We start from the raw sequence: 21,483 nt of genomic DNA, 5'->3' as shown, positions 1-21,483 counted from the left end.
GTTACTCGATGACCCTGGCGTGATAGTCGGCGTCCGGCCCGGTCATCACGATCCCCGGGTACGGTGCGCCTCCCGCGTAGGCGAGGCTGCGCTCCACGAGGCCGATGTCGGCGCCGGCCCGCTCGCCCAGCCAGGTGATCCAATCCGGCTGCAACGCGACCAGTTCCGCCACATAGTCCTCCGTGTAGAAGTTGCGCATGTGCGCGACGTTCAGGGCGACGCGATGCGCGGAGAACGTGGCGTACAGGCTCGACGCCTCGGTCCGCCACGAATCGGCGAGCTCCCTGGCCTTCTCCGCGAGTCCGTCCACCGGAATGTCCGGCCGGCGCACCCGCAGCCACGCCGCGAACTCCTCGGCTGCGGTGTCCGAGTCGAGGCCGGGCACGGCCGGCTCCGGCCGCCGGTGCCGCGCGCGAACCAGCTCGGCGAGCCGCCGGCCCCGGTGGTATTCGGCGAACTGCGCCGCCGGTTCACCACCCATCCGGAACAGCCCTTCCCGCCGGGGCAGCACGTCGTCCAAGGTGGCGGGATCGTCGATTGCCGACCACTGCGCGTCTCCCGCCGCGGCGTCCCCGACCCCGCGCCGCCACTCGGTGAGAGCGTCGGCCGGTGTGGCGTGATAACCGCTGTGGACGGCGAAAACCTGCTTTCCGCAGCCGTCGAGGTCCCACAGGTACCACCGTGGCTCGCCGGCCGTGGCGAACGGCGCGATGACGCCGATCCTGCTGCCGTACCGATCGCGGGCCCAGAGGACGTCACCGGCCAGAACCGGCCCGGCCGGCAGTGCGGGCACCGGCGGCCGCCTCCGTTTCCGCAGGTCGCGAAGCTCCGCCTTGAGCTGCTCCCGATGCGTCTCGGGCGCGACACCCGCGACCGTCGTGAACACCCGCCACGCGCCGGTCGACTCCACCGGTCCGGCCGGCAGATCACGGACCGCCGCGGCGGCCGCCTTGATCAGCGCCTCCATGGCGTGAGTCGGCCCGAAGAACCCCTCCGCCACGTCCCGGTTCTCGGCCGCGAACAGCAGCGGCCCCCACCGCTCGCAGAGCGCGTCCTCCAGATCAGTGCCCGGCAGCCCGTCCGCGTCCGCGTCCGCGACGAGCTCACTCACCAGCCGCGTCATCATCGGCTTCGCCGAAGCGACGCGCTGGTCGTCGAGCGGATGCCTCTTGTCGCCCTTCATCGCGCTGAACAGCTCCAGCAGTTCCCGAGCGGGATTCTCCGGCTCCGGGAACCGCAGCTCAGGAAGCCCTGGCGGCAGGCTCCGCGGCCCCTGTCCGACGGCCTTGCCGGGTTTACCGGGCTTTCTCCGCTTACGTGAGACGGGCATGGCGACGAGGTTAGTCCTCTCCCGCAGCGCATGACGTGCACGTCCCCCGACCGGATGTAGGGTGACGACCCGGCGCCGAGGAAGCTGCGCAGGAAGCCCTCCCGCTACGACGCCTCCTCCTGGCCGGTCCCCGCCGCGGAAGCATCGTCCCGGCCGTTCTCCGGCGGTGCGTCGTTGTGCAGCCACGCGCGCACGAGCCGCTCGTCCTCGACGGTGAGCGCGATCTCGGCGGCCTCGGCGCGTTGCAGGACGTTGCTGACGAACGCGTCGGCGATCTCGGCCGCGGACGGTGCCGGGACGCGGAAGAGCGGGCAGCCGCCGTACGCGGCGCCCCGGGTCACGAAGGCGATCGCCTGGCGCCCGACGTCGATGCCACGCCCGGCGAGCTGATCGCGGGACCACCGGGTGGCCTCGGTCAGGTTGAACGGGTGCGAGCCCGCGAACTCGGCCAGCGTGTCGTAGATCGCGGCCCAGGTCGGCGCGGTCAGGCGCGGAAGCTCCAGCCGAAGGCACAGGCGGGCTACGGGCTCGGGCATGGCGCCTCCGGACACCAGGGTCGCCCCGGCCGGTGGGGCGGTGTGCCGGCTGATGTCCCACAGGTAGAGGGACGAGTAGCGCGCCGTGGGCAGGCGCAGGGCGTAGAGCGCTTTGACGAAGGTGCCGTACCCGAACCAGTTCGTCGTGTCGAGTTGCCGGCGGACGTCGTGCGCGAGCGAGGCCAGGTTCAGCGGGCCGTCCGCGGCCGCGAGCCGGGTCGCGATGATCTCGCCGAACGACGTGAGCGCCTCGTCCCGGCCGGGTGCCGCCGCGAGCGGCGGCGGTGCCGGCATCGTCGGCATGGGCGCGTCGTCGTCGCCCTCGACCGGTTCGCCCTGGATGAGTTCGAGGAGGTGCTCGCTGCCGACCAGGCGGTCCGCGACAGAGGTGAACGCCTCCGCCGCATCGAACGGTGACACGACGGTGGTACGGCGGTCGGCCGCGCGCAGCCGGACGAGCAGCGGCGTCATGTCGGAGTCCCCGGAGGCGATGACGAACTCGTCGTACCGGGTCGGGCTGAGCATCGCGTCCAGCGCGTCGACGACCATCCTGATGTCCGCGGCGTTCTTGGTGTGGGTCAGCCGGGGGCAGTCGATCACCTCGAAGCCGGCTTTGGTGAAGGACGGCCGGAACCGGGAGAAGTAGAGCCGCGGGCCGTTGAGGGCCGGGTCGGGTGCGGGCACCGATCCGTTCGGATTCAGGTAGCAGCGCAGGATCAGCCATCGGCGGGGGCCGTCGACGGTCAGGGAGGTGGCGAGCCGTTCGAGCCAGCCGCCCGGTTCCTCGGCGAACTGCATGGCGACGCCGGGGTCCTGTTTCAGCAGGCCGCTGAACACGTTGTCGAAATCGAGATAGAGCGCGGCACGTACCGGTCCCATCTGGCCGACCTCCGTCCTCCAGGCGATGAGCGATCGTGCTCATGACGGTGCCGTGACCGTGCGCCGATGCACGGTAACGGGGAACGCGGCCGGGCGTTCGTGCGGATGCCCGGGGCGATGCCGCGAGGATGCCGAAACCCTGTCACGTTCGCACGGCGGAACCAATGGACCGTTCATGGCGGATCGCCCGGCTCATCGGCACCGGCGGCCGATCGAGTGGCCACCCGCGGCCGGGCCCATCCGCCCGGCGGGGACACCGCAGGACCCCGCGCTGAGCGTGCCGATGCGCGAGACCGGCCGCGCGGTGATGAAGGAAGCCGTTGATGAGCGATCTGGAGCGGCGCCGGGGACAGGTCAGCGTCGCTGCACGGTCACCGCCGATCTGCGCTGGCGGATCATCTCCCAGGTGGTCGCCGGAGCGCCGAGACGGGTGATCGCCTCGGGGAGCCGGTCGTCGTGGGTGAAGACGATCACCTGACGGTCGCGTGCCATCTCTCGCAGGATCTCGGCGAGCCCGCTGACCTTGGACAGATCCATGCTCTGCACCGGGTCGTCGATGACGACGAACCGGAACGGGCTGGCGTCGGCTCCGGCCCGCGGCAGGAAGACGGCGAGACCGAGCGCGTGCAGCTCGCCCTGGCTCATGACGGCCAGCGCGCTGGTCTCCGCGCCGTCGACCGCGACCGGAAACTCGACCCGGCGGGAGGTGCTGGTCCCGGACATGACGATCTGCCGCAGGTCGACGTTGCTCTCCTGCCGCAGCCGTCGCCACAGGTCGCCGGACCGGGCGACGAACGCGCCGAGCCGGCTCGTCCTGATCTCGGCGGCGGCGGTGGTCAGGGCGGCACGTGCCCGGACCAGCCGATCCAGTTCCGCCGCTTCCGCCCGCACCACCCGCGCGTCGTCGGCCCATCGGCGGATCGCCGCGCCCGGCTCGCGCCACCCGTCGTGGCGGCGGCCGAGCCAGTCCGTGGCCGCGGCGGTGAGCCGGGCGTGGGCAGCGGCGAGCGCCTCCCAGCCGACGTGTGCCGTGGCCGGATCGCCGGACATCGCGCTCAGGGCCGAGCGCAGCGCCGCCGCCGGCTCGGGCAATTCGCCGGCGAGCGCGCCGGCCAGCGGCAGCACCCGTCGACGGACGTCACCGCACAGTTCGCTCAGGGCTCGCAGCGCCGCCGCGTGCCGGTCGCGGGCGGCCCGGATCGAGGCCGCGGCCGCGGTCAGCCGTTCCAGCTCGGCGCGTGCGGAACTCTGCCACGCGGCGTCGAGACGGCCGGACCCGCACACCGGGCAGGGTTGGTCACCACCCTCCCGGTGCAGGTCGAGGGCGCGGTGGAGCAGGTCGGCGGCGCGATGCGCGGCGGTGCTCTCGGCGCCGGTCGCGGCCTCCACCTCCTTGGCCGCATCGTTCAGCTCGGTCAGCACTGGCCAGAGGTCCGGCAGGTCCTCGGCGGTGAGCCGCCGGGCCGCCGCCAGGACACGCGCGTCGCCGGTCTCCACCTCGTCGCCGGCGATCAGCACGAGAGCCTCCAGGTCAGCGTGGCCGGAGCTGATCCCGAGCGTGGACAGCGCCTGGCCGGCGCGCGGGTCGTCGAGCGCGCCGAGCCGGGTGCGCAACGCGACGTACCCCGACTTGAGGCTCTTGACCCGGTCCTCCCTGATCTTCCGCTGCCGGTGCAGGCGCTTGTCCGCCTCGGTCAGCGGTCCGAGCCCGAGGATCGGGGCAATGGCGTCGTACAGCTCGGCGGGCTTCGCGGTGATCACCCGTTCCAGGTCCCGCGCGGACAGGAAAGGCCGGTAGCGGTCGATCTGCCGCACCCACCCGGGCATCCGGCCGCCGGGCGCCGCGGTCGTGCCGTGCAGGACGACCGTCTCCGCGGAGGCCAGGTCGGCGCTGCCCGCCCGCCAGGTGCGGCGGATGGTCACCGGGAGACCGCCCGGCTCCGGTCGCAGCGTCACCTGGACGCCGGCGTCGCCGTCCTGGTGGAGGTTGCGCCAGCCGCCCCGGAACGCCGCGGGCCGCTGCGCCCAGCGCGTGGAGTCCTGCGTCAGCGCGAACTCCACCGCCTCCGCGAAACTGGACTTCCCGGAGCCGTTCCGGCCGGTGATCACGGTCAGTCCCGGCGCGGCCGCCAGCGGCAGCGAGGTCGTCGGACCGATGCCACGGAAGCCCCGGACCATCACGGACTCCAGGAACAGCCCGGTCCCGCCGCCCTCCCCCGCCTCCTCCTCCGGCGCCGGAGGCGGACTCCCGCCGCGCAGCACGCCGTCGAGGGCCTCGTCGCTGTGCAGGGCGGAGAGGACGAGGTCACGGACGTCCGGATCCAGCCGGGCGGCAACCTCGTGGTACAGCGACATCACGTTCTCCATCGGACCTCCTCGACGCCAACGCCGCCCACGATGGCAGATCCGGGACATCGAGTGGCGTTCGCGCCGGCCGATGCCGCACGATCGGTCGCGATACCGGATCACGGGACCACAGATCGCGACGGTTACCGATATGGTCCTCATATGGCGACCTCATCCGCCCGCCCGGATGACACGTTCTACCGCGACCATCGCAACACGGCTCGGGAGACGCGCGGCAGATACCACTTCCAGGATCACTGCATCGCCATTCGCTGCATCGACAACCTGGTCTCGGGCGCGCTGCGGGAGATCGTGGTGGAGTGGTCCAGCGACTACCTGGCCGTCTCCGCGGACGGTGCCGTCGAACTGGTCTCGATCAAGCACAGGGAGACGGATCAGCCCCGTTGGACACCGTCGTCATTGTGCGATCCGGTCGCCGACCTGTGGTTCTACTGGAACGCCATGGGCCGCGCCGTGGACTGCGCGGTCGTCTCGAATCTGGCCGTCCACGCGGACACCGAGAGGGACCTGCCACCGCAGCTCGCGAAGCAGACGGGCATGCCGCCGGCCGACGCCGAGGCCTTCGTCCGCGACGTGCTGGTCGTCAGCAGACAGGCTATGCCGCACCGCGATTACATCCGGACGGTCGCGATCGAGCGCATGCGCGAGGCGCTGATCGGCCTGGACCGGGATCCGCGGTACGCGACCGAGTGCTTCCTCGCCATCAACCGGCGCATACTCCGGGTCTCCGTCGACGAGCCGGACCTCCCCGAGCAGAAGGCGCCACGCCTCGCCGGGCTCATGCGGGCGCTGCGCGACGGTGCGCGCCCGCGGCTCGCCGACCAGACACTGTCCATCGCGGATCTCCGACGCCTCGTCCTCACCACGCACGACGACTGCGTCGACCACGGCACACCCCGTCCCGTGTCCGTGAGGTCGGGGTCGATCTCCGGCCCGCCCGGCCGATGGCGGCCGGGCTCGCAGGCGCGGGTGCGCGACTCGGTCTACCTCATCCGTGGCCCGGTGACGACGCGGACCGCACCCGATGGCGGTCACGTCCGGGTGGAGGCGTCGGCGAGCCGGGTGACCCCGTCCGGCGGTTCCGTCCGGCTCCGCAGGGTCGATGCGCTGCGGGACGGCGAGGCCGGGCGGGCCGAGCTTCGCCGCGAGGCGGACCTGATGCGGGAGCTGCGCCCGGTCGTCGGAGCACCGAGAGCGGCCGGGATCGTCGAGACGGGCGGGAGCACGGTCCTCGTGGTGGAGCGCCCCGCGAGCCGTACCGTGTTGGAGACGTTCGGGCCACCGGACGGCGGCTATCCGCGGCTGGCGCTCGACGCGCTGCTCCGCGGCCTCCGGCCGCTCGGCGTCGTGTTGACGGCGCTACACGACCGCGGTCACGCCCACCGTGATCTGTCGCCCGCCGCACTGTTCGTCACGGCCGGTCGGGGCGACATCGTCCTCCGTGACCTCGGTCTGGCCACCGTGCCGGCCGAGCCGGGCGAGGGCCCGCCGGAATACCGGGCGCCGGAGCAGGACCGGCCGTTGCTGCATCCGGTCGGTGCCTGGACCGACGTCCACCAGCTCGCAGCGATCGTCTACCACCTGGCCACCGGTCGCGTGCCGGGTCGTGCCCCGATGCCGCCGGTGCTGCTGCGGCCGAGTCTGCCGCCGGCGTACGACGACGTCCTTCTTCCGGCGCTCCACGAAGAAACCGGTCACCGGCCGTCCGTCGCCCGGCTCTGCCGTGGGCTGTCCGAGCTGGCCGGTCGCTCATGACGGTCGGTCTGCCCGGGCCGGTCGTGCTCGTGCCCTCGCTGGAACTTCCTGCCAAGGTCATGCAGCAGCGGCAGCAGGGACGGCAGGTGCCCGCGGAAGCAGACCTGATCTCCGAGATCAACCGGCTGAACGCGGACGGTGGCGTACCCGCGACGATGGACCACGGGCTGCGGCTCTACGTCCGGCGGCACGTCGCCGGGCTGCGGCCGTCCCGGCACGGTGACGCCTGGATGATGCACTTCGTCGCGCCGATGCGGCTGTCCGACCACGAGCGGCTGGCCCGCGGCGCCCTCCGGCTGCAGGCTTCCGGCGGCTGGTTCTACGAGCCGGTGCTCACACGCGTTCCACCCGGCATGCGCGCGTTCGCCAAGGAGATCGAGTACGCGTGGCGGGCGATGTCACCGGCCGAGGCCACTGCTCCGGCCCCGCACCGCCCGGCGAGCCACGACGCCTTCTGCGACGCGGTCGAGGAGGTCGTCGAGGCGGGCCGGGAGATCCGGATCGCCGCGCACGCCGATGCTCCGCCCATTCCCTACTACGCCGTCGAGTCCGTGGCCGAGGCCCGGCACGACACCAGCGCGGTCTACGTGTTCCGCCTGAGCCGGGTCGTCCGGCTCACGCCGGGCACCACGGTCGAGGTCACCGGGCTGCCGGATCTGCGGGGCCGGGTGCGCGACCTGGACGGGGACCGGCTCCGGGTGAGCTTCAGCGAGAGCATCCACCGCCCCCGGCTGCCGGATCAGGGCGAGTTGACGGCCACCGTCAACCTTCGCATCCCACAGATTCAGCACGCTGCGATCTCGGCGCTCCGGGCCGGCCGGGCCGCGAATCCCGCGCTCCTCCCCCTGCTCGCCGATCCGGAGCAGACCGTGGCCGCCGCGGCCGCACCGGGCCCGGGAGCAACGGCGATCGACCCGCCCGCGAGCCTCGACCCCGGGCAGCGGGAGGCGTTTCGCCGCGCCGTCGGCTCCCCCGAGCTGCTGCTGATCCTCGGCCCGCCCGGCACCGGCAAGTCGCGGACGATCGGGGAGATCGCCCGTGCGCTGGTATCCCGCGGCGAACGGGTGCTGGTCGCCTCCCAGACGCACGTCGCCGTCGACAACGTGCTGGAGCAGTTGTCCGGCGGCCTCCGAGCGGTACGGGTGGGCGACGAGCAGCGGGTGGCGCAGTCCGTCCGGCACCTCGTCGTGCCGAATCTGGCGGAGTCGGTGCGGCTATCCGTTCTCGACCGGACCGCCCCGGACATGGCCGCCCTGCAACCGTGGGTCCTCGACGAGGACCGGCCCGCGGTCCTGCTCGCCCGGCTGGCCGCCGATGTCGACGCCGCTCGGCGGGCCGAGGCCGGTCATCGTGCCGCGGCGGACCGGCACGAGTCCGCGATCGCCGCGGTGGAGACCGCTTTCCAGGAGCCCCGGCACGCCGCGGCCCGCGCGCTGCAGGAGGCGCGGAGCCGGCTGGAGCGGGCCGAGGCGCGCGCTGCCGGCCTGGCCGCCACGCTCGCCCACGCCGACGCGCGGCGGACGGGTGTTCTCGGCTTCTACCACCGGTGGCGTGTACGCCGGATCCGCGACCGCATCGCGGCGAGCGCCCACGAGGTGCCCGATGCGACCCGGTTCCATGCCGCCGCGCGGACCGACGCCGACGTCGTGGACGGTGAACTGGCCCGCCTGCTGAAGGAGGACCCGGCGGTCCTGGACGCCAAGCGGGCGGCCATCGCCGCCGCCCACCGGCAGAAGGAGACGGTCGCGGCCGCTCGGCAGGCCGCGGAGGCACTCCGGCCGCTCCTCGCGCCGTACGGCACCCTGCCGTCCACCGGCACGGAGCCGGCCGGTCTCGGCGCCTTCTACCACGGGGCCGCCCAGCTCGACACGAGCCTCCGGCGCCGGGCGCGCCTGCTGGCACAGTGGCGAGACCGCCTCGGCGAGCCGTCCACGGAGTTCAACCACGAACTCGTCCGGTACGCCGACGTGGTCGGATCCACCTGCATCGGCGTCGGGGTCGAACGCAATCTCATCGCCGACCAGACCTTCGACGTCGCGATCATCGACGAGGCAGCGCAGATCCCGCTGGCCTCCACCCTGGTGCCGCTCGTCCGTGCTCGCCGGGCCATCCTGGTCGGTGACCACCACCAGCTGCCGCCCGTCGTGGACGACGACGTGCGCCAGTGGCTGAGACGCCGCCCCGCCGCCCCGGGCGGCACCGACCCGGCCGTGCTCCGGGACCTGCTGACAACCAGCGCGTTCGAGCGCCTGCACCGGGCCGGCGGGAGCGCGCTGACCGCGGCCCTGACCTGGCAGCGGCGTATGCCGGTCGCGGTCGCCGAGTTCGTGTCTGCCCGGTTCTACGGCGGTGCGCTGGTCACCAAGGTCGCGCGGACGCCTCCCGACCCGCTCCTCGACAGCTGTCTCGCCGTGATCGACACCAGTGATCTCCCCGCGGCGGACCGGGCCGAGCGCGGCCGGAAGGAGAGCGAGACGTGGCAGGCCACCGGCTACGACAACCCGGCCGAGGCCCGGCTGATCATCGATCTGGTCGCCCGCTACGCCGCCACCCGCCTGAGCTGGTCGGTGATCGTTCCGTACCGTGCCCAGACCCAATATCTGCGGGCCCGCCTGTCCGAACTGGTCGGCAACGAAGTCCTGGTCAATGACAACGTCGGCACCGTCGACGCTTTCCAGGGCGGCGAGCGCGACGTCGTCGTCTTCGGCTTCACGCGCAGTAACCGCGACGGCCGGGTCGGCTTCCTCTCTGAGCTGCGCCGTCTCAACGTGGCGATCACCCGCGCCCGGCACCAGTTGATCCTGATCGGCGACTTCGACACCCTTCGCTCGGCGCGTGACCCGGGCTTCGCCGACCTCGCCCGCGCGCTGCACGCCCACGCGCTCGCCCATGGGGTGATCCACCCGTCGGTGGCGTTCCGCGCCCACCTCCGGGAGCACGCGTGACCGACCGTCCGGCGATCTATCCGGCCCGCCGCGCCATCGAGCGGGCCGTGGCGGCGCCCGGCGCCCGGCCGACCCGGCTGTTCGGTGTGCTGATCCCGATCTGGCGGGTCGAGGTCAGCGCCACCGTCACCGAGACCGAGCCGTATGAGGTCTTCGACCAGTTCGTCACGCGCGGCATCGCCGAGGCGGGGCTCCGTACCCCGGGTGAGCTGGTCCGGTTCTTCGGCATCGAGCCCACGATCGTCGACCGCACACTCCGCTTCCTCGTCTCCCTCGGCCACGTCGGGTGGACCGGCACCGAGCTCCGGCTCACCGCGCTCGGCGAGCAGTCGGCCCGTGAGGGAGTACGCCGCATCGTCCGCGAGGACCGTCGCCGGCTGTACTTCGACGGCTACACCGGCGGGCCGCTGCCCACCAGCCACTACACCGGCGTCACCTACCTACGGGAACTGTCCTGGCGCGGTAGGGACGGCACCGAGTTCCGGGCCGCCGGACTCACGAACCCGTTCCCGGCCGCCGAGATCGAGGCGCTGCTGGCCCGGCCGGACCGGCGCGCGTTCAACATCAGCGACGGCGTGTCCTCCGCGCGAGCGATCTCCACCCAGCAGGTGTGGCTCCCCGCCTACCTCGTCCAGGACGCCGGCCCGCTGCGCATGCAGGCGTTCACCATGGCGAGCGAACGGCGCGACCAGCACATCGAGCTGGTCTGCGCCGACCTGGGCGAGGCACTGCGGGAGCAGGAGGACCGCGAGGACCCGATGACGACGTGGCGGAACTGGCTGACCGCACGCGGCTTTCCGACGGTGACGCCGCAGCGAATGGCCAATGGCGTTCTTCGCGCGACGCTTCCCCCGTCCGCATTCAGGCGACCGTTCGCGCTCTATCAGCTCGGCTCGTTCGAGCCGTACCGCCGCTCTTTCATGCAACTCTGGTGCGACGATCCGGGCCTGCGCCGTGAGGCGGTCCTCGAACAGCTTCTCAACGCGACCGCAGGCCGCCGCACGATGAGCACCGAGCGCACTCAGGAGATGGCAGAGCGGCTGTCCGCACGCCTCGAGGTTCCACCACCGACGCCGGACGAGATCCGGAGTGAGGTGAAACCCGATTGAGCGGACATGTTTCCTAGCGCATGCAAAAAAGGCCCGAACCGTTTGGTCCGGGCCTTTTTACAAAGGGTGGAGCTGAGGGGACTCGAACCCCTGACCCCCACACTGCCAGTGTGGTGCGCTACCAGCTGCGCCACAGCCCCTTGCTTACTGCTCACTGCCTTGATGCTCATGTCCGGTTCACCCGGGCACGGCAGCAATATTACACACCGCGCGGACCCCCACGGCGGAGGGGGTCAGTTGAGGGCGGGGTCGGAGGGGAAGTGGGCGACGGCGGCCGTGATGCCGCCCTGGCGCTTGAGGACCATGGTCCACAGGTCGTCGGGGCGGGAGACGAAGGCGTCGCCGGGGAGGGCGTCGAAGACGAACCAGGAGCCCGAGGAGATCTCCTCCTCCAGCTGGCCGGGGGACCAACCCGAGTAGCCGGCGAAGACGCGCAGGCCGGACAGGTTGTCGCCGAGCGACTCCGGGTCGGCGGAGAGGTCGACGGTGCCGACGCCGCCGGAGACCGGGTGGAAGCCGGAGGGGCGCTTGACCGACGGGCGGGTGCGGGCCAGGCAGATGGCGGACTCGGGGGCGACCGGGCCGCCCTCGAAGAGCACGGCGGGATCGCCGGCGAGGCTGCCCCACTTGCCGAGGACCTCGGCGACCGGGACCTCGGTGGCGCGGTTGAGCACGACGCCGAGCGCGCCGCCGGTCTCGTGCGCGACGAGGAGCACGACCGTGCGGTCGAAGTTCGGGTCCTTGAGCGATGGCGTCGCGACCAGGATGCGGCCGGTCATCGACTCCATGGACCGACCTCCGACGCGCTGACCTTCAGGATGCACGCGACCCCCGTTCCTCAGGTCCAGGCACGGCAAGGGGCGCGAAGCCGGCCTTGCGCGCAGTCAACGCCATGCCTCGCACGATAGCTTGCGCCGCAGCCCGCCGATAAGGTCTGCACGTGAGTGAGCACAACGATTACCCGACAGAGCCGGGGAAGATCCACGTGCGCGATCACGGTGTAGCGCGGCCGTCACGCTGCCGTCATGAAAGACCATAAAAGCTTTATCTGCCCGCTTCCGCATACATCACCTTCCGCATGCTCCCGCGGGCACCGGTCGTCGCTAGCGCTCCTCCCTGCGCGATCCGAGGCCGCAAGGGCGAAAACCGTCGCTGGCGCTCCTCTCCGCACGATCCGGAGCCGGCAACGGCGAAAACCGTCGCTGGCGCTCCTTCCTGCACGATCCGGAGCCGGCAAGGGCGAGCGCCGTCGCTCGCTCCTCCCCGCACGATCCGAGGCGGCAAGGACGAACCGATGACCGGGGAGGCAGGAACCGGGGCGGTGGGCGGCTCGTCATACCGGTATGCGCCGTTTGCCGTACCTGGGGATTCTTCTCGTTCTCCCGCTCGCCGCGTGTGCCGCGCCGGGTGGGACACCGTCGGCCGGGGCGCCTTCCGGCACCGCGCCGGAGGCGTTCACGAGCCGTGCCGAGGCGGTCGCCGCGAGCTGGCCCGCCGTGGAGGCGGCGGCGCCGGCGTGGCGGACCGGCTTCGTACCGTTGCAGGATCTGCTCATCGCCCCGGCGGGGTTGACCGACGGGCAGCGGCAGGCCTTCGACGCCGGCTGGTTCACGCTGGAGGGCTCGCTACCGTCGGCCGCGGCGTCCGGCGAGGTGGCCTACGCCGCCGGTGCGGAGAAGACGCCGCTGCTGAGCGCCGCGGACACGTTCGCACTGATCGACCAGGGCGACCCACCGCCGTGCGAGCCCGCGACGGGCGGGCGTGCGCCCTCCGCGGGCACGAAGCCGGGTCCCGACTCGCCGGTCAGCGCCGCCGACGACGCCGTCTGCACGAAACTGCCGGTCACCGGGGCCACGCTCGGCACGGTGCCGTTGCGGACCAGTCGCGGCGACGCGACCGTACCCGCGTGGTTGTTCTCGGTTCGTGGGGTGTCGTCCCCGGTCGCGCGGGTCGCGGTGACACCGGCGTCGACCGCACCGGTCCCGTCCCCGTCGCTGGCCCCGCCCGGTGCCGGCGGCACCGATCTCAAGGCCACCCAGAGCCTCGCCCGGGTCGCCGGCACCACGCTCGACCTGCGGCTCGGCGTCGGCGCGTGCGACGAGCAGATCACGCCGCTGGTCCACGAGACGGACACGCTGATCATCGTGGGCGGCACCGCGACCTCGACCGCGGAGATGTGCACCGAGCAGCTGGTCATCCACCCGGCGTCGGCCACGCTCGCCGCCCCGGCCGGCGACCGCCCGATCCTCGACGCCCTGACCGGCCAGCTCCTCATCCTCAAGCCCTGACCCGGCACACCACACACCCTCACCCGTGATCCAGGCATCCCCCATGTCGTTCCAGCTGCATGGGGAGGTCTGGATCTTGGGGGCGGGTGGCGCGGGTCAGGCGGTGATGGAGACGTTGAAGGCGTAGGCGTCGGCGTAGCGGCCCTCGCGCTCGGCGTCGCGGTAGAAGCGCACCGCGTCGACCACGATCTCGTCCGCGGACGGGTGCGCGCCGAGCAGCGCGAACACCTGGTCGAGGAACTCGTCGACGGAGGGGATCGCCGGGTTGGCGCCCTGGCCCATGAGGTCGGTGCGTACGCCCGACGGGACCAGCTCGACGACCCGGACGCCGGTGCCGCGCAGCTGCTCGCGGAGGCCCTGGGTGTAGGAGTGCACGAACGCCTTGGTGCCGCTGTAGGTCGGGGTCACGTGCCACGGGACGAAGCCGAAGGCGGACGACACCGTCATGATGGTCGCATCCGGCCGGGTGAGCAGGTGCGGGGTCAGCGCCGCGACCAGCCGGATCGTGCCGTAGACGTTCGTCTCGACGAGCGCCTCCGCGGTCGGCAGGAACGCCGGGGTCCGCAGATCCTCGGGCCGCATGATGCCGGCCATCGTGACCAGCACGTTCAGCTCCGGATGCGCCGCGACCACCCGCGTGGCCGCTGCGGTGATCGAGTCCGGGTCGGTGACGTCGACGGCCACGGTGTGCAGCGCCGGGTGCTCGCGGGCGATCTCGGCGAGCCGGTCCGTGCGCCGGCCGCCGACGATGACGGTGTTGCCCGCCTCGGCCCAGCGCAGGGCCATGCCGAGGCCGATGCCGGAGGTCGAGCCGGGGATGAAGACGGTGTTGCCGGTGCTGTTCATGACCATCAGCGAAGCCGCGTCCGGTGCGGTGAGGAAGCCGCCGCTGACACATGTACCAGTGGCCCATCGCTACCGCGCGCCGCGCGCCGTACCGTCGGCGGGTGGACAACCGCGCCGAGGTCAGCGACTTCCTCACCACCCGCCGGGCCAGGATCAGCCCCGCGCAGGCCGGACTGCCCGTCTCCGGGCGGCGCCGGGTGCCGGGGCTGCGCCGCAGCGAGGTGGCGTCGCTGGCCGGGATCAGTGCTGAGTACTACGCGCAGCTGGAACGCGGTGTGCTGCGCGGCGCGTCCGCGCAGGTCCTGCAGGCGGTCGCGGGCGCGCTGCGGCTCGACGACACCGAGCGCGCGCACCTGGTGCGGCTCGCCGCGGAGGCGAACGGCAGCAACGCGATCCTGCACGACCGGCGGCGGCCGGTGACGGTGCGGCCGAGCCTGCGATGGAGCCTGGACGCGTTCGCCGCCCCGGCCACGCTGGTCAACAGCCGCACCGACCTGGTCGCCGCCAACGGTCCCGGCCGCGCGCTGCTCGCCGACGCGTTCGCCGGCTCGGCCGGCACGCCGAACGTGGCCCGCTACGTGTTCCTGGACGGCGGCGCGCGCCGGTTCTTCGGCGACTGGGCGCAGGTGGCGGACGTGATGGTCGGGAATCTGCGCACGGCCGCGGCGCGGGACAGCCACGACCCCGGCCTGCGCGCGCTGCTCGGCGAGCTGTCCGCGGGCAGCGCCGAGTTCCGGCGGCGCTGGGAGTCGCACGTCGTCGACGCGCACGACACCGGCATCGTGCGGATCCACCACCACGTCGTCGGCGACCTGACGCTGGCCTGGGAGAGCCTCGACCTGCGCGCCGACGACCGGCTCACGATGACGCTCTACACCGCCGAGCCGGGCTCGGCGTCCGCGGACTCGATCGGCCTGCTCGCCTCGTGGGGTGCCGCGGAGCACAGTCAGTCGGAGCCGCCGATGTCGGTCTGGTAGGCCTCCAGGACCAGGTCGGCGCCGTGCTGACGGTGGGCGAAGAGCTGGTGGACGAGCAGCCGGGCCCAGTCGCGGATCTCGTCGGTGCCGGGCCGGTCCGCGTCGACGTGCTCCTGGAGCGCGCTGATGCGGTCGAGCACGGCCGCGTGCTCGCGGACCAGGCCGTCGACGCCGGAGGCGAGCCGCGGCGTGTTGTCGACCAGCGCGGCGTAATGGCCGGCCGGGCCCTCGGTGGCCCGCATGTGCTCGTCGAACGCGCCGCGCAGGCCGCGCAGCCGGGCCGCGACGCGCTCCCGCCAGGCGGGGTCGTCGTGCACGGGGTCGGCGATCGCCCGTGCCAGCTCGTGCGTGCCGTTCAGCAGCGGGTGCCAGCCCGTCGCCGCCTGCTCACCGAAAACAGCCACCATCGCCGCACCCCCTGGTCGGTCACGCATCAGCCCATGTCTCGATGGTGCGCGTACCGGCGGAGGGCTGTCCAGGATCATCATCCGGGTGGGAGCGGTACCGCCTCACAGGCGCCCCACCGGCCCCGCTCGCCCCAGTGGTCAGGCGGCGTCGCGCAGCCGGGGAGCGGTTCAGGCGGCGTCACGCAGCCGGGGAGCGGTTCAGGCGGCGTCACGCAGCCGGGGAGCGGTTCAGGCGGCGTCACGCAGCCGGGGAGCGGTTCAGGCGGCGTCACGCAGCCGGGGAGCGGCGAGCTGCCGGAAGCGGCTGGCGTGGAAGACGAGCGGCGCCACGTCCGGATCGGCGCGCAGCGTGTGCACGCGCAGCAGCACGATGTCGTGGTCGCCGGCCGGCACCTGGCGCTCGACCGTGCAGTCCAGCCACGCGGTGGCGCCGCCGAGGAAGACCGCGCCGCCGGGGCCCGCCTCCCAGGCCACGCCCGCGAACCGGTCGCCGGTGCGGGAGGCGATCTGCCGGGCGAGCGCGTCGTGGTCCTCGCCGAGCACGCTGACGCCGACCCGGTCGAGGTGGCGTAGCCGCGGCCAGGTAGTGGACGTGTGCTGCACGCAGACCGAGACCAGCGGCGGGCTCATCGACACGGACGTGAACGAGCTGGCGGCGAGCCCGGCCGGTGCGCCGTCGACCAGCGCGCAGACCGCGGTGACGCCGCTGGGGAAGCAGCCGTAGGCGGCGCGCAGCGCGGCCGGGTCGTCGCCGACGGGACGAAGGTCGACCACGGCGGTCACTCTCCCCGGAGTATCGGCAGCAGGGGCCGGACCCGGTCCGCGTACGCAGGCAGCGCCGGGTCCTCGGCGAACGTCTTGTCGATCAGGTAGAGCCCGCGGGCCGGGGTGATCGCGCCCAGCTCCGCCAGGACCGGCTTGAGCAGCAGTTCCGGCGCGAGCGCGTGGCCGGGCCCGGCGCCGAGCATGAGCGGCAGCGCGTAGACGCCCGCCAGCCCGTCCGTGGGGATCTGGTCGAGGAAGAGCTTGAGCAGCCCGGTGTACGTAGCCTTGAACGTCGGGCTCGCGACGATCACCACGTCGGACTTGACCACGGCGGCGACCGCCTCACCGACACCCGGGTCACCCCAGGCGAGCAGCCCGGGACCGAGGTCGATCACGTCGATGACCAGGTCGGGTGCGCTGCCGGTGAGCGTCTCGGCGAGGAGGACTCCGGCGGCGAGCGTGCGTGACTTCGGCTTCGGGTTTCCCGCGACGACAGCGATGCTCACTAAGCCACCCTCGATTCTCTGGCCGCAATATCCATGACGGAAAACCCTTGTTACCCGATGGGGATTGAGGCCTATTCTGCCTGACCACCGGCCCGCACGGGAAGTGCCTCTGCTCACCTCCTGTATATCCATCGACGACGAGAAGTACCGTATCGCCGTGCGACGAGATCAGGTCACAGTGCTGCAGCTCGTCACGTCCGGGCTGCTCACCGCGCTGCTCGCGATCGCCATCAACGTCGCGACCGGCGGCGCGCTCCCCGCGCCGTTCGACACGCTCGCCTAGCTCGCCTGGCCGATCGTCGCCACGCTCGCTGCCAGACCCTTGACCTCACCGACCGCGACCAGCGGCTCATCCTCTACACCGCGGTCCCGGGCAGCACCTAGCATCAGGCGCTGCGGCTGCTCGCCAGCGCCGATCAGGCCTCGCCGCCGACGGGCCGGAAGATCACCAGCCGCCGATCCGGGTACTCAGGTCATGACCGCTCATCGTGCCGCGCGACCGCCTCTCCGCTCCACACCGGGACCAGGACGCCTTCGGCGTCACAGAACAGAAAGGACCGCGGCTCGGGGGTACGTTCGAGCGCGCGATGCAGCACGGCCGGTTCCCCGCCCGGGAGCGCGAGGAACGAGCATCCCAGGCCACCCGCCAACCCGGCACGGCCTCCGAATCTCGCGGCCGCGATACCCACGACGTGCTCGGCGACGAGGGGATCGATCGCCCCTCTTCCGCACCTGGCGCCCCGGCCGAGAACGGCTACGGCGGAAGCTCACTTGACCGGCGGGGCGAAGCAAGACAGACTGTAATCGCAAGGAAAGAAATTCGGTTACGCTTCTTGCGGAGGAGGATGACATGGGGGCACCGACGCTGCGACAGGAGACCTACCTGCCCGGCCTGGAAAACGACGTGGACGCCGTCTCGCGCTTCCTGGACGGGCACGCCGACACGAGCCGACCAGGCCCGCGCTACTTTCTGGCCGCCGAGGAGCCCGACGACCGGGTCGAGCTGCCCGAGGAGATCTACCGCATGCTGCGGCAGGTCGTCGAGGCCCTGCATCAGGGTCACGCGGTCACCGTCGCTCCGGTCACCCAGACCCTGACCACCCAGCAGGCCGCCGACCTGCTGGGCGTCAGCCGGCCGACCGTGATCAAACTTCTCGACGAGAACCGAATCCCCTACGAACGCAATGGCACCCACCGGCGCATCCTGCTGCGTCACCTCCTGGAATACCGCGATCAGCGACGCGCCGACCAGCACGCCGCGATCGAGGCGACCAGCGTCGACATCGACAAAGAGGACGATCTCAACGAGACGCTGCAACAACTCCGGGACGCACGCCGCGCCGTCGCCGAACGACGGAAGACACGCGGAGATCTATGACGATCATCATTTCCCTGGAATGATGCGCGCGTGTTCACGGCAGCCCTCGACACCTGCGTTCTCTGGCCAAGCATGCAGCGGGACTTCCTGCTGTCGCTGGCCGTGGAGGGGATGTACCGGCCGACGTGGAGTTCGGTCGCCATGGAGGAACTGGAATACCACGAGGCCCGCAAGCTCCAGCGCCGTCAGGGAATGCGCACATCACAAGCCGACGGGCGTGCCGCCGCACTCATCGCCCAGATGAGACCGCATTTCGGTGACGCCGAAATTTTCGGCTTCGAAGCGCTCGAAGGGACTTTCGATCTCCCGGACCCCGATGACGAACATGTCGTCGCCGCAGCCGTGCTCGCCGGGGCCGGGGTGATCGTCACCAGCAACATCAAGGACTTCCCGGGCGACCGGATCCCCGCCGGACTGCTGGGCACGGAGATCCGCGCCGCCCAGCGCCAGGGCGACATCGACGACGGCGCGGACCCGGAGCAGCTGGCGGCCCTGCTGCTGGCGGTGTTGCGCGGCATCGAGGCGGTGGGCAAGGCCGGCCTGGGCCCGCGCACCGTCACCGGCATCGCGGAGACCGCCCTGGCCGCGCTGCCCCGGCCCGGCGGCCTCAGCTGAGGAACGCCGCGACGTCGGCGGCGATCTCGTCGGGGTACTCGCCGTTGATGGCGTGGGACGCGTCCGGATAGACCTTGACCGTGGCGGCCGGGAGCAGCTGCCGGGCGGTGTCCGCGGCCTCGGCGGAGTCGTGCAGGCGGGACTTCCCGGCCATCAGCAGCAGCACCGGCGCGGTGACGCCGCGCAGCGCGTCGTCGGACGGGCGGGCCGGTGCGGACAGCTTCACCACGTACGCCTGCAGGCCGACCTCGATCATGCGGGCGACCGGCTCGTCCTCGATCGGCGCGTCGTTCGCGGTCCAGCTGGCGAAGCTGTCGCGCCAGGAGCGCGGCGCCCAGCGGAACGCGATCGGGATCGAGCGGAGCACCACGCCGAAGGAGAGGTCGCCGAAGACCAGGATCGGGTCGAGCAGGATGACGCTCGCGATCTTCTCCGGGTGGTGGACGGCGAGATTCATCGCGTTCCAGCCGCCGAACGACAGGCCGAACAGGTGGATCCGCGGCTCCGGGAGCGCGAGCAGCACCTCGTGCAGCCATCGGGCGTGGTCGGCGAGGGTGGCGACCGGGCGCTGCTGAATGCTCATGCCGGGCTCGCCGAGCAGGTCGACGGTGTAGACGCTGCGCTGCCGCAGCAGCGACGGCAGGTTGCCGGCCCAGACCGGCGACGCGGAGGCACTGCCGGGCAGGAGCAGCAGCGGCGCGGCGGCCGGGTCGGTGCCGCCGGCGAAGTGATAGACGCGCACCACCCCGTACCCCGTGCGGATGTCGATGGTTCTGTCCGGGGGTGGCATGTCGGCCATCGCCTCGCGGTAGGCCCCGGTGAAGCGATCGGCCGCGTCGGCGGAGGCGAAGTAGCCGACGGGCGACGGGTCCCGCAGCGCGTAGGCGACGACGGCCGCGATCACCGCGACCCCGATGGTGGTGGACACGAGCGCCTTCTTAACCATGAGGTCAGATTACTGACCGCATGGTAGAAAATTCAACCGCAATGTCAGATCGGGTACGGTGATCGAGTGCCGACCGAAAACGCCAGCAAGCCCCTCACCCTTACCGAGCAGGCACGACGCGCGCAGTTGATCGGCGTCGCCATCGATCTGGTGGCCGCGCACGGCTACGCCGGAACCTCGCTCGCCCGGATCGCCGAGGCCGCCGGCATCTCCAAGGCCGCGGTCCTCTACCACTTCCCATCCAAGGACGGGGTCGTCCAGGCCGCCTACACCACGGTGCTGGAATCGCTGATCGAGTTCGTCGGCGCCGCGGTCGAGCCGCACACCGGCGCGGCCGCGGTCGAGGCCTACATCCGCTCCCTGGTCGGCTACATGCGCCTGCACCCGACCCACACCCGCATGATCATCGAGTCGCTGGTGGCGGAGGCGGACGCGCCCGGCGGCCCCGGCCGGCACGAGACCATGGCCGGGCTGCTCACCGCGGCCGCGAAGGTCGGCGACTACCGGCGCGGCATCGACTCGCAGGTCACCGCCGTGATCGTCAACGGCGCCATCGACGCGATCGTCTCCACCGGCCTGACCGACCCGGCCTTCGACACCGCGCAGGCCGCGGAGGAACTGATCCGCATGCTGAACGGCACGTTCAGCTGATCAGGTTGTGCAGCTCCACGTCGCGCAGCGTGCCGCCGTCGATCACCGCGGTCATGAACGTCCGGAACGGCTGGCGCCGCCGGTCCGTCGGGCTGCCCGGATTGAGCAGCCGAAGCCCGCCCGGCGCGGTCGTGTCCCACGGGATGTGCGAATGCCCGAAGACCAGCACGTCGATGTCCGGATACGCCGCCGCGCACCGCGCCTCGCGCCCCTTGGAATCACCGGTCTCGTGCACCACCGCGAGCCGCACCCCGCCCAGCTCCGCCCGCGCGGCCTCCGGCAGCCTGGCCCGCAGCGCCGCGCCGTCGTTGTTGCCGTAACAGGCGATCAGCCGCCGCGACCGGGCCTCCAGCGCGTCCAGCAGCGGCACGTCCACCCAGTCCCCCGCGTGCACCACCACGTCCGCCGCGTCCACCGCCGCCCACACCTCACCCGGCAGATCCTTCGCCCGTTTCGGCACGTGCGTATCCGCCAGCAACACCAGACGCATGCCCTCACCCTAGAGCCTGTGTCGACGTGGGAGACGGGCTGCGGCGAGGCCCAGGCGCCGCCTGGCCGCACGTCGCACGTACAACACCGGTATGAGGGCTTCCGCACCGCACACCCTCCACGACACCTGGACCGCGCCTCGCTCCGGCCCTCACCTCGACACAGGCTCTACGCGAGGAAGTCCTGGATCTGGTGGGTGAGCGTGGTGGGTGCCTCCAGCATGGGCAGGTGGCCGGTGTCGATCGTGCCGGTCCAGTGCGCGCCGAGGGTGCCGGCGAAACGCCGTTGCAGGGGCGCGGGAAGCTCGGCGTCCCGGCCGGTGACCACATACCCGCGCCGCTCCGGTAGACCGCCGCCGCGCAGCCGGTCCCGGTAGAGGCCCGCGGACTCGGGGTGGAAGTCCGCGACGATCCGGCCGGCCGTCTCCGCGTCGACGCCACCGGCCACGCCCTGCCGGATCGCGGCCTCCGGCGGCCGAGTGCCGGCGACGCGCATCGCCAGATCCAGCACCAGCCGGTTCGGGAACGGCATCGACGTGACGAAGCTGCGGCCCGGCGCCGGCACGACCGCGGAGACCGCCAGGAGCGCACTCACCCGGCCCGGCGCCCACGCGGCCACCTCGGCCGCGACGACGCCGCCGCTGGAGTGCGCGACGACCGCGAACCGCTCCCACGGCGCCGAGCGACGTGTTTGC

19 protein-coding genes, 1 tRNA gene and 1 pseudogene are annotated in these 21,483 nt (G+C 72.2%); 9 read left to right on the top strand and 12 right to left on the bottom strand.

The annotated features are described in order from the left end of the window. Position 1 precedes the first annotated feature (1 nt). The 3 genes from J2S43_RS40435 to J2S43_RS40425 all read right to left on the bottom strand — a co-directional run bounded on the left by J2S43_RS40435 (position 2) and on the right by J2S43_RS40425 (position 5,112). Positions 2 to 1,330: a hypothetical protein gene (locus J2S43_RS40435; RefSeq protein WP_306838536.1), complete on the bottom strand. Its 1,329-nt coding sequence runs from the start codon at positions 1,328 to 1,330 to the stop codon at positions 2 to 4. 104 nt (positions 1,331 to 1,434) lie between these two features. Next, complete coding sequence (locus tag J2S43_RS40430; RefSeq protein WP_306838534.1) at positions 1,435 to 2,745, bottom strand: NYN domain-containing protein; 1,311 nt, start codon at positions 2,743 to 2,745, stop codon at positions 1,435 to 1,437. Positions 2,746 to 3,099: 354 nt separating this feature from the next. Then, complete coding sequence (locus tag J2S43_RS40425) at positions 3,100 to 5,112, bottom strand: AAA family ATPase (RefSeq protein WP_306838532.1); 2,013 nt, start codon at positions 5,110 to 5,112, stop codon at positions 3,100 to 3,102. A 141-nt stretch (positions 5,113 to 5,253) separates the two neighbouring features. Between J2S43_RS40425 and J2S43_RS40420 the strand changes: the two genes are divergently transcribed. From J2S43_RS40420 to J2S43_RS40410, 3 genes are read left to right on the top strand one after another with little or no spacing between them, the layout of a single operon-like run. Then, complete coding sequence (locus J2S43_RS40420; protein WP_306838531.1) at positions 5,254 to 6,867, top strand: dsDNA nuclease domain-containing protein; 1,614 nt, start codon at positions 5,254 to 5,256, stop codon at positions 6,865 to 6,867. Continuing rightward, complete coding sequence (locus tag J2S43_RS40415) at positions 6,864 to 9,812, top strand: DEAD/DEAH box helicase (RefSeq protein ID WP_306838530.1); 2,949 nt, start codon at positions 6,864 to 6,866, stop codon at positions 9,810 to 9,812. Before J2S43_RS40420 ends, J2S43_RS40415 begins: the two co-directional genes overlap by 4 nt. Then, positions 9,809 to 10,921 carry a hypothetical protein gene (locus J2S43_RS40410; RefSeq protein ID WP_306838529.1) on the top strand — a complete coding sequence of 371 codons (1,113 nt, stop codon included), beginning with the start codon at positions 9,809 to 9,811 and terminating at the stop codon, positions 10,919 to 10,921. The genes J2S43_RS40415 and J2S43_RS40410 overlap by 4 nt, the downstream gene beginning before the upstream one ends. Before the next feature lie 67 nt (positions 10,922 to 10,988). Here J2S43_RS40410 and J2S43_RS40405 read toward each other — a convergent pair. Together J2S43_RS40405 and J2S43_RS40400 are read right to left on the bottom strand one after the other, a co-directional pair. Next, positions 10,989 to 11,061 (bottom strand) — tRNA-Ala (locus tag J2S43_RS40405). 93 nt (positions 11,062 to 11,154) lie between these two features. Beyond that, positions 11,155 to 11,709 carry a YqgE/AlgH family protein gene (locus J2S43_RS40400; protein ID WP_306838528.1) on the bottom strand — a complete coding sequence of 185 codons (555 nt, stop codon included), beginning with the start codon at positions 11,707 to 11,709 and terminating at the stop codon, positions 11,155 to 11,157. Positions 11,710 to 12,264: 555 nt separating this feature from the next. Here J2S43_RS40400 and J2S43_RS40395 point away from each other — a divergent pair. Further along, the gene (locus J2S43_RS40395) at positions 12,265 to 13,209 is read left to right on the top strand and encodes a hypothetical protein (RefSeq protein WP_306838527.1); all 945 of its coding nucleotides are present in this window, start codon (positions 12,265 to 12,267) and stop codon (positions 13,207 to 13,209) included. Between the two features lie 96 nt (positions 13,210 to 13,305). Here J2S43_RS40395 and J2S43_RS40390 read toward each other — a convergent pair whose 3' ends face one another. After that, positions 13,306 to 14,055 (bottom strand): SDR family oxidoreductase, encoded by a 750-nt coding sequence (locus J2S43_RS40390; protein WP_306838526.1) that lies wholly within the window; start codon positions 14,053 to 14,055, stop codon positions 13,306 to 13,308. Between the two features lie 101 nt (positions 14,056 to 14,156). Here J2S43_RS40390 and J2S43_RS40385 point away from each other — a divergent pair, with 101 nt between their 5' ends. Beyond that, positions 14,157 to 15,032: a helix-turn-helix domain-containing protein gene (locus tag J2S43_RS40385; RefSeq protein WP_306838525.1), complete on the top strand. Its 876-nt coding sequence runs from the start codon at positions 14,157 to 14,159 to the stop codon at positions 15,030 to 15,032. On the opposite strand, the gene J2S43_RS40380 is transcribed toward J2S43_RS40385, so the two are convergent. From J2S43_RS40380 to J2S43_RS40370, 3 genes are all read right to left on the bottom strand, one after another. Then, positions 15,002 to 15,439: a hypothetical protein gene (locus J2S43_RS40380; RefSeq protein ID WP_306838524.1), complete on the bottom strand. Its 438-nt coding sequence runs from the start codon at positions 15,437 to 15,439 to the stop codon at positions 15,002 to 15,004. The genes J2S43_RS40385 and J2S43_RS40380 overlap by 31 nt on opposite strands. Before the next feature lie 258 nt (positions 15,440 to 15,697). Then, positions 15,698 to 16,213 carry a flavin reductase family protein gene (locus J2S43_RS40375; protein ID WP_306838523.1) on the bottom strand — a complete coding sequence of 172 codons (516 nt, stop codon included), beginning with the start codon at positions 16,211 to 16,213 and terminating at the stop codon, positions 15,698 to 15,700. Positions 16,214 to 16,218: 5 nt separating this feature from the next. After that, positions 16,219 to 16,710, bottom strand: coding sequence for an NADPH-dependent FMN reductase (locus J2S43_RS40370; RefSeq protein ID WP_306838522.1), 492 nt, complete (start codon positions 16,708 to 16,710; stop codon positions 16,219 to 16,221). Positions 16,711 to 16,867: 157 nt separating this feature from the next. Here J2S43_RS40370 and J2S43_RS40365 point away from each other — a divergent pair, with 157 nt between their 5' ends. The 3 genes from J2S43_RS40365 (at position 16,868) to J2S43_RS40355 (ending at position 18,703) form a co-directional block, all read left to right on the top strand. After that, complete coding sequence (locus J2S43_RS40365) at positions 16,868 to 16,993, top strand: hypothetical protein (protein ID WP_306838521.1); 126 nt, start codon at positions 16,868 to 16,870, stop codon at positions 16,991 to 16,993. Positions 16,994 to 17,560: 567 nt separating this feature from the next. Continuing rightward, on the top strand, positions 17,561 to 18,088 hold the full coding sequence (locus J2S43_RS40360; RefSeq protein ID WP_306838520.1) for a helix-turn-helix domain-containing protein: 528 nt from the start codon (positions 17,561 to 17,563) through the stop codon (positions 18,086 to 18,088). A gap of 30 nt (positions 18,089 to 18,118) precedes the next feature. Continuing rightward, on the top strand, positions 18,119 to 18,703 hold the full coding sequence (locus J2S43_RS40355; RefSeq protein WP_306838519.1) for a PIN domain-containing protein: 585 nt from the start codon (positions 18,119 to 18,121) through the stop codon (positions 18,701 to 18,703). Here J2S43_RS40355 and J2S43_RS40350 read toward each other — a convergent pair. Beyond that, entirely contained in the window at positions 18,696 to 19,631 is a 936-nt protein-coding gene (locus tag J2S43_RS40350; RefSeq protein WP_306838518.1) for an alpha/beta fold hydrolase, read from the bottom strand. The genes J2S43_RS40355 and J2S43_RS40350 overlap by 8 nt on opposite strands. Positions 19,632 to 19,715: 84 nt before the next feature. Between J2S43_RS40350 and J2S43_RS40345 the strand changes: the two genes are divergently transcribed. Then, positions 19,716 to 20,300, top strand: coding sequence for a TetR/AcrR family transcriptional regulator (locus J2S43_RS40345; RefSeq protein ID WP_306838517.1), 585 nt, complete (start codon positions 19,716 to 19,718; stop codon positions 20,298 to 20,300). Here J2S43_RS40345 and J2S43_RS40340 read toward each other — a convergent pair. After that, positions 20,293 to 20,790, bottom strand: a complete 498-nt coding sequence (locus J2S43_RS40340; RefSeq protein WP_306838516.1) for a metallophosphoesterase family protein — start codon at positions 20,788 to 20,790, stop codon at positions 20,293 to 20,295. The two genes, J2S43_RS40345 and J2S43_RS40340, sit on opposite strands and share 8 nt — an antisense overlap. 167 nt (positions 20,791 to 20,957) lie before the next feature. Beyond that, positions 20,958 to 21,443 (bottom strand): annotated as a pseudogene (locus tag J2S43_RS40335) (alpha/beta fold hydrolase); the annotation flags it as partial. Positions 21,444 to 21,483 lie beyond the last annotated feature (40 nt).

The sequence above is a fragment of the Catenuloplanes nepalensis genome (genome assembly GCF_030811575.1).
In the GTDB taxonomy this organism is placed as follows: domain Bacteria; phylum Actinomycetota; class Actinomycetes; order Mycobacteriales; family Micromonosporaceae; genus Catenuloplanes; species Catenuloplanes nepalensis.
The sequence above is the reverse complement of the archived record's forward strand: the minus strand, read 5'-3'. Positions and strand labels throughout refer to the sequence as shown.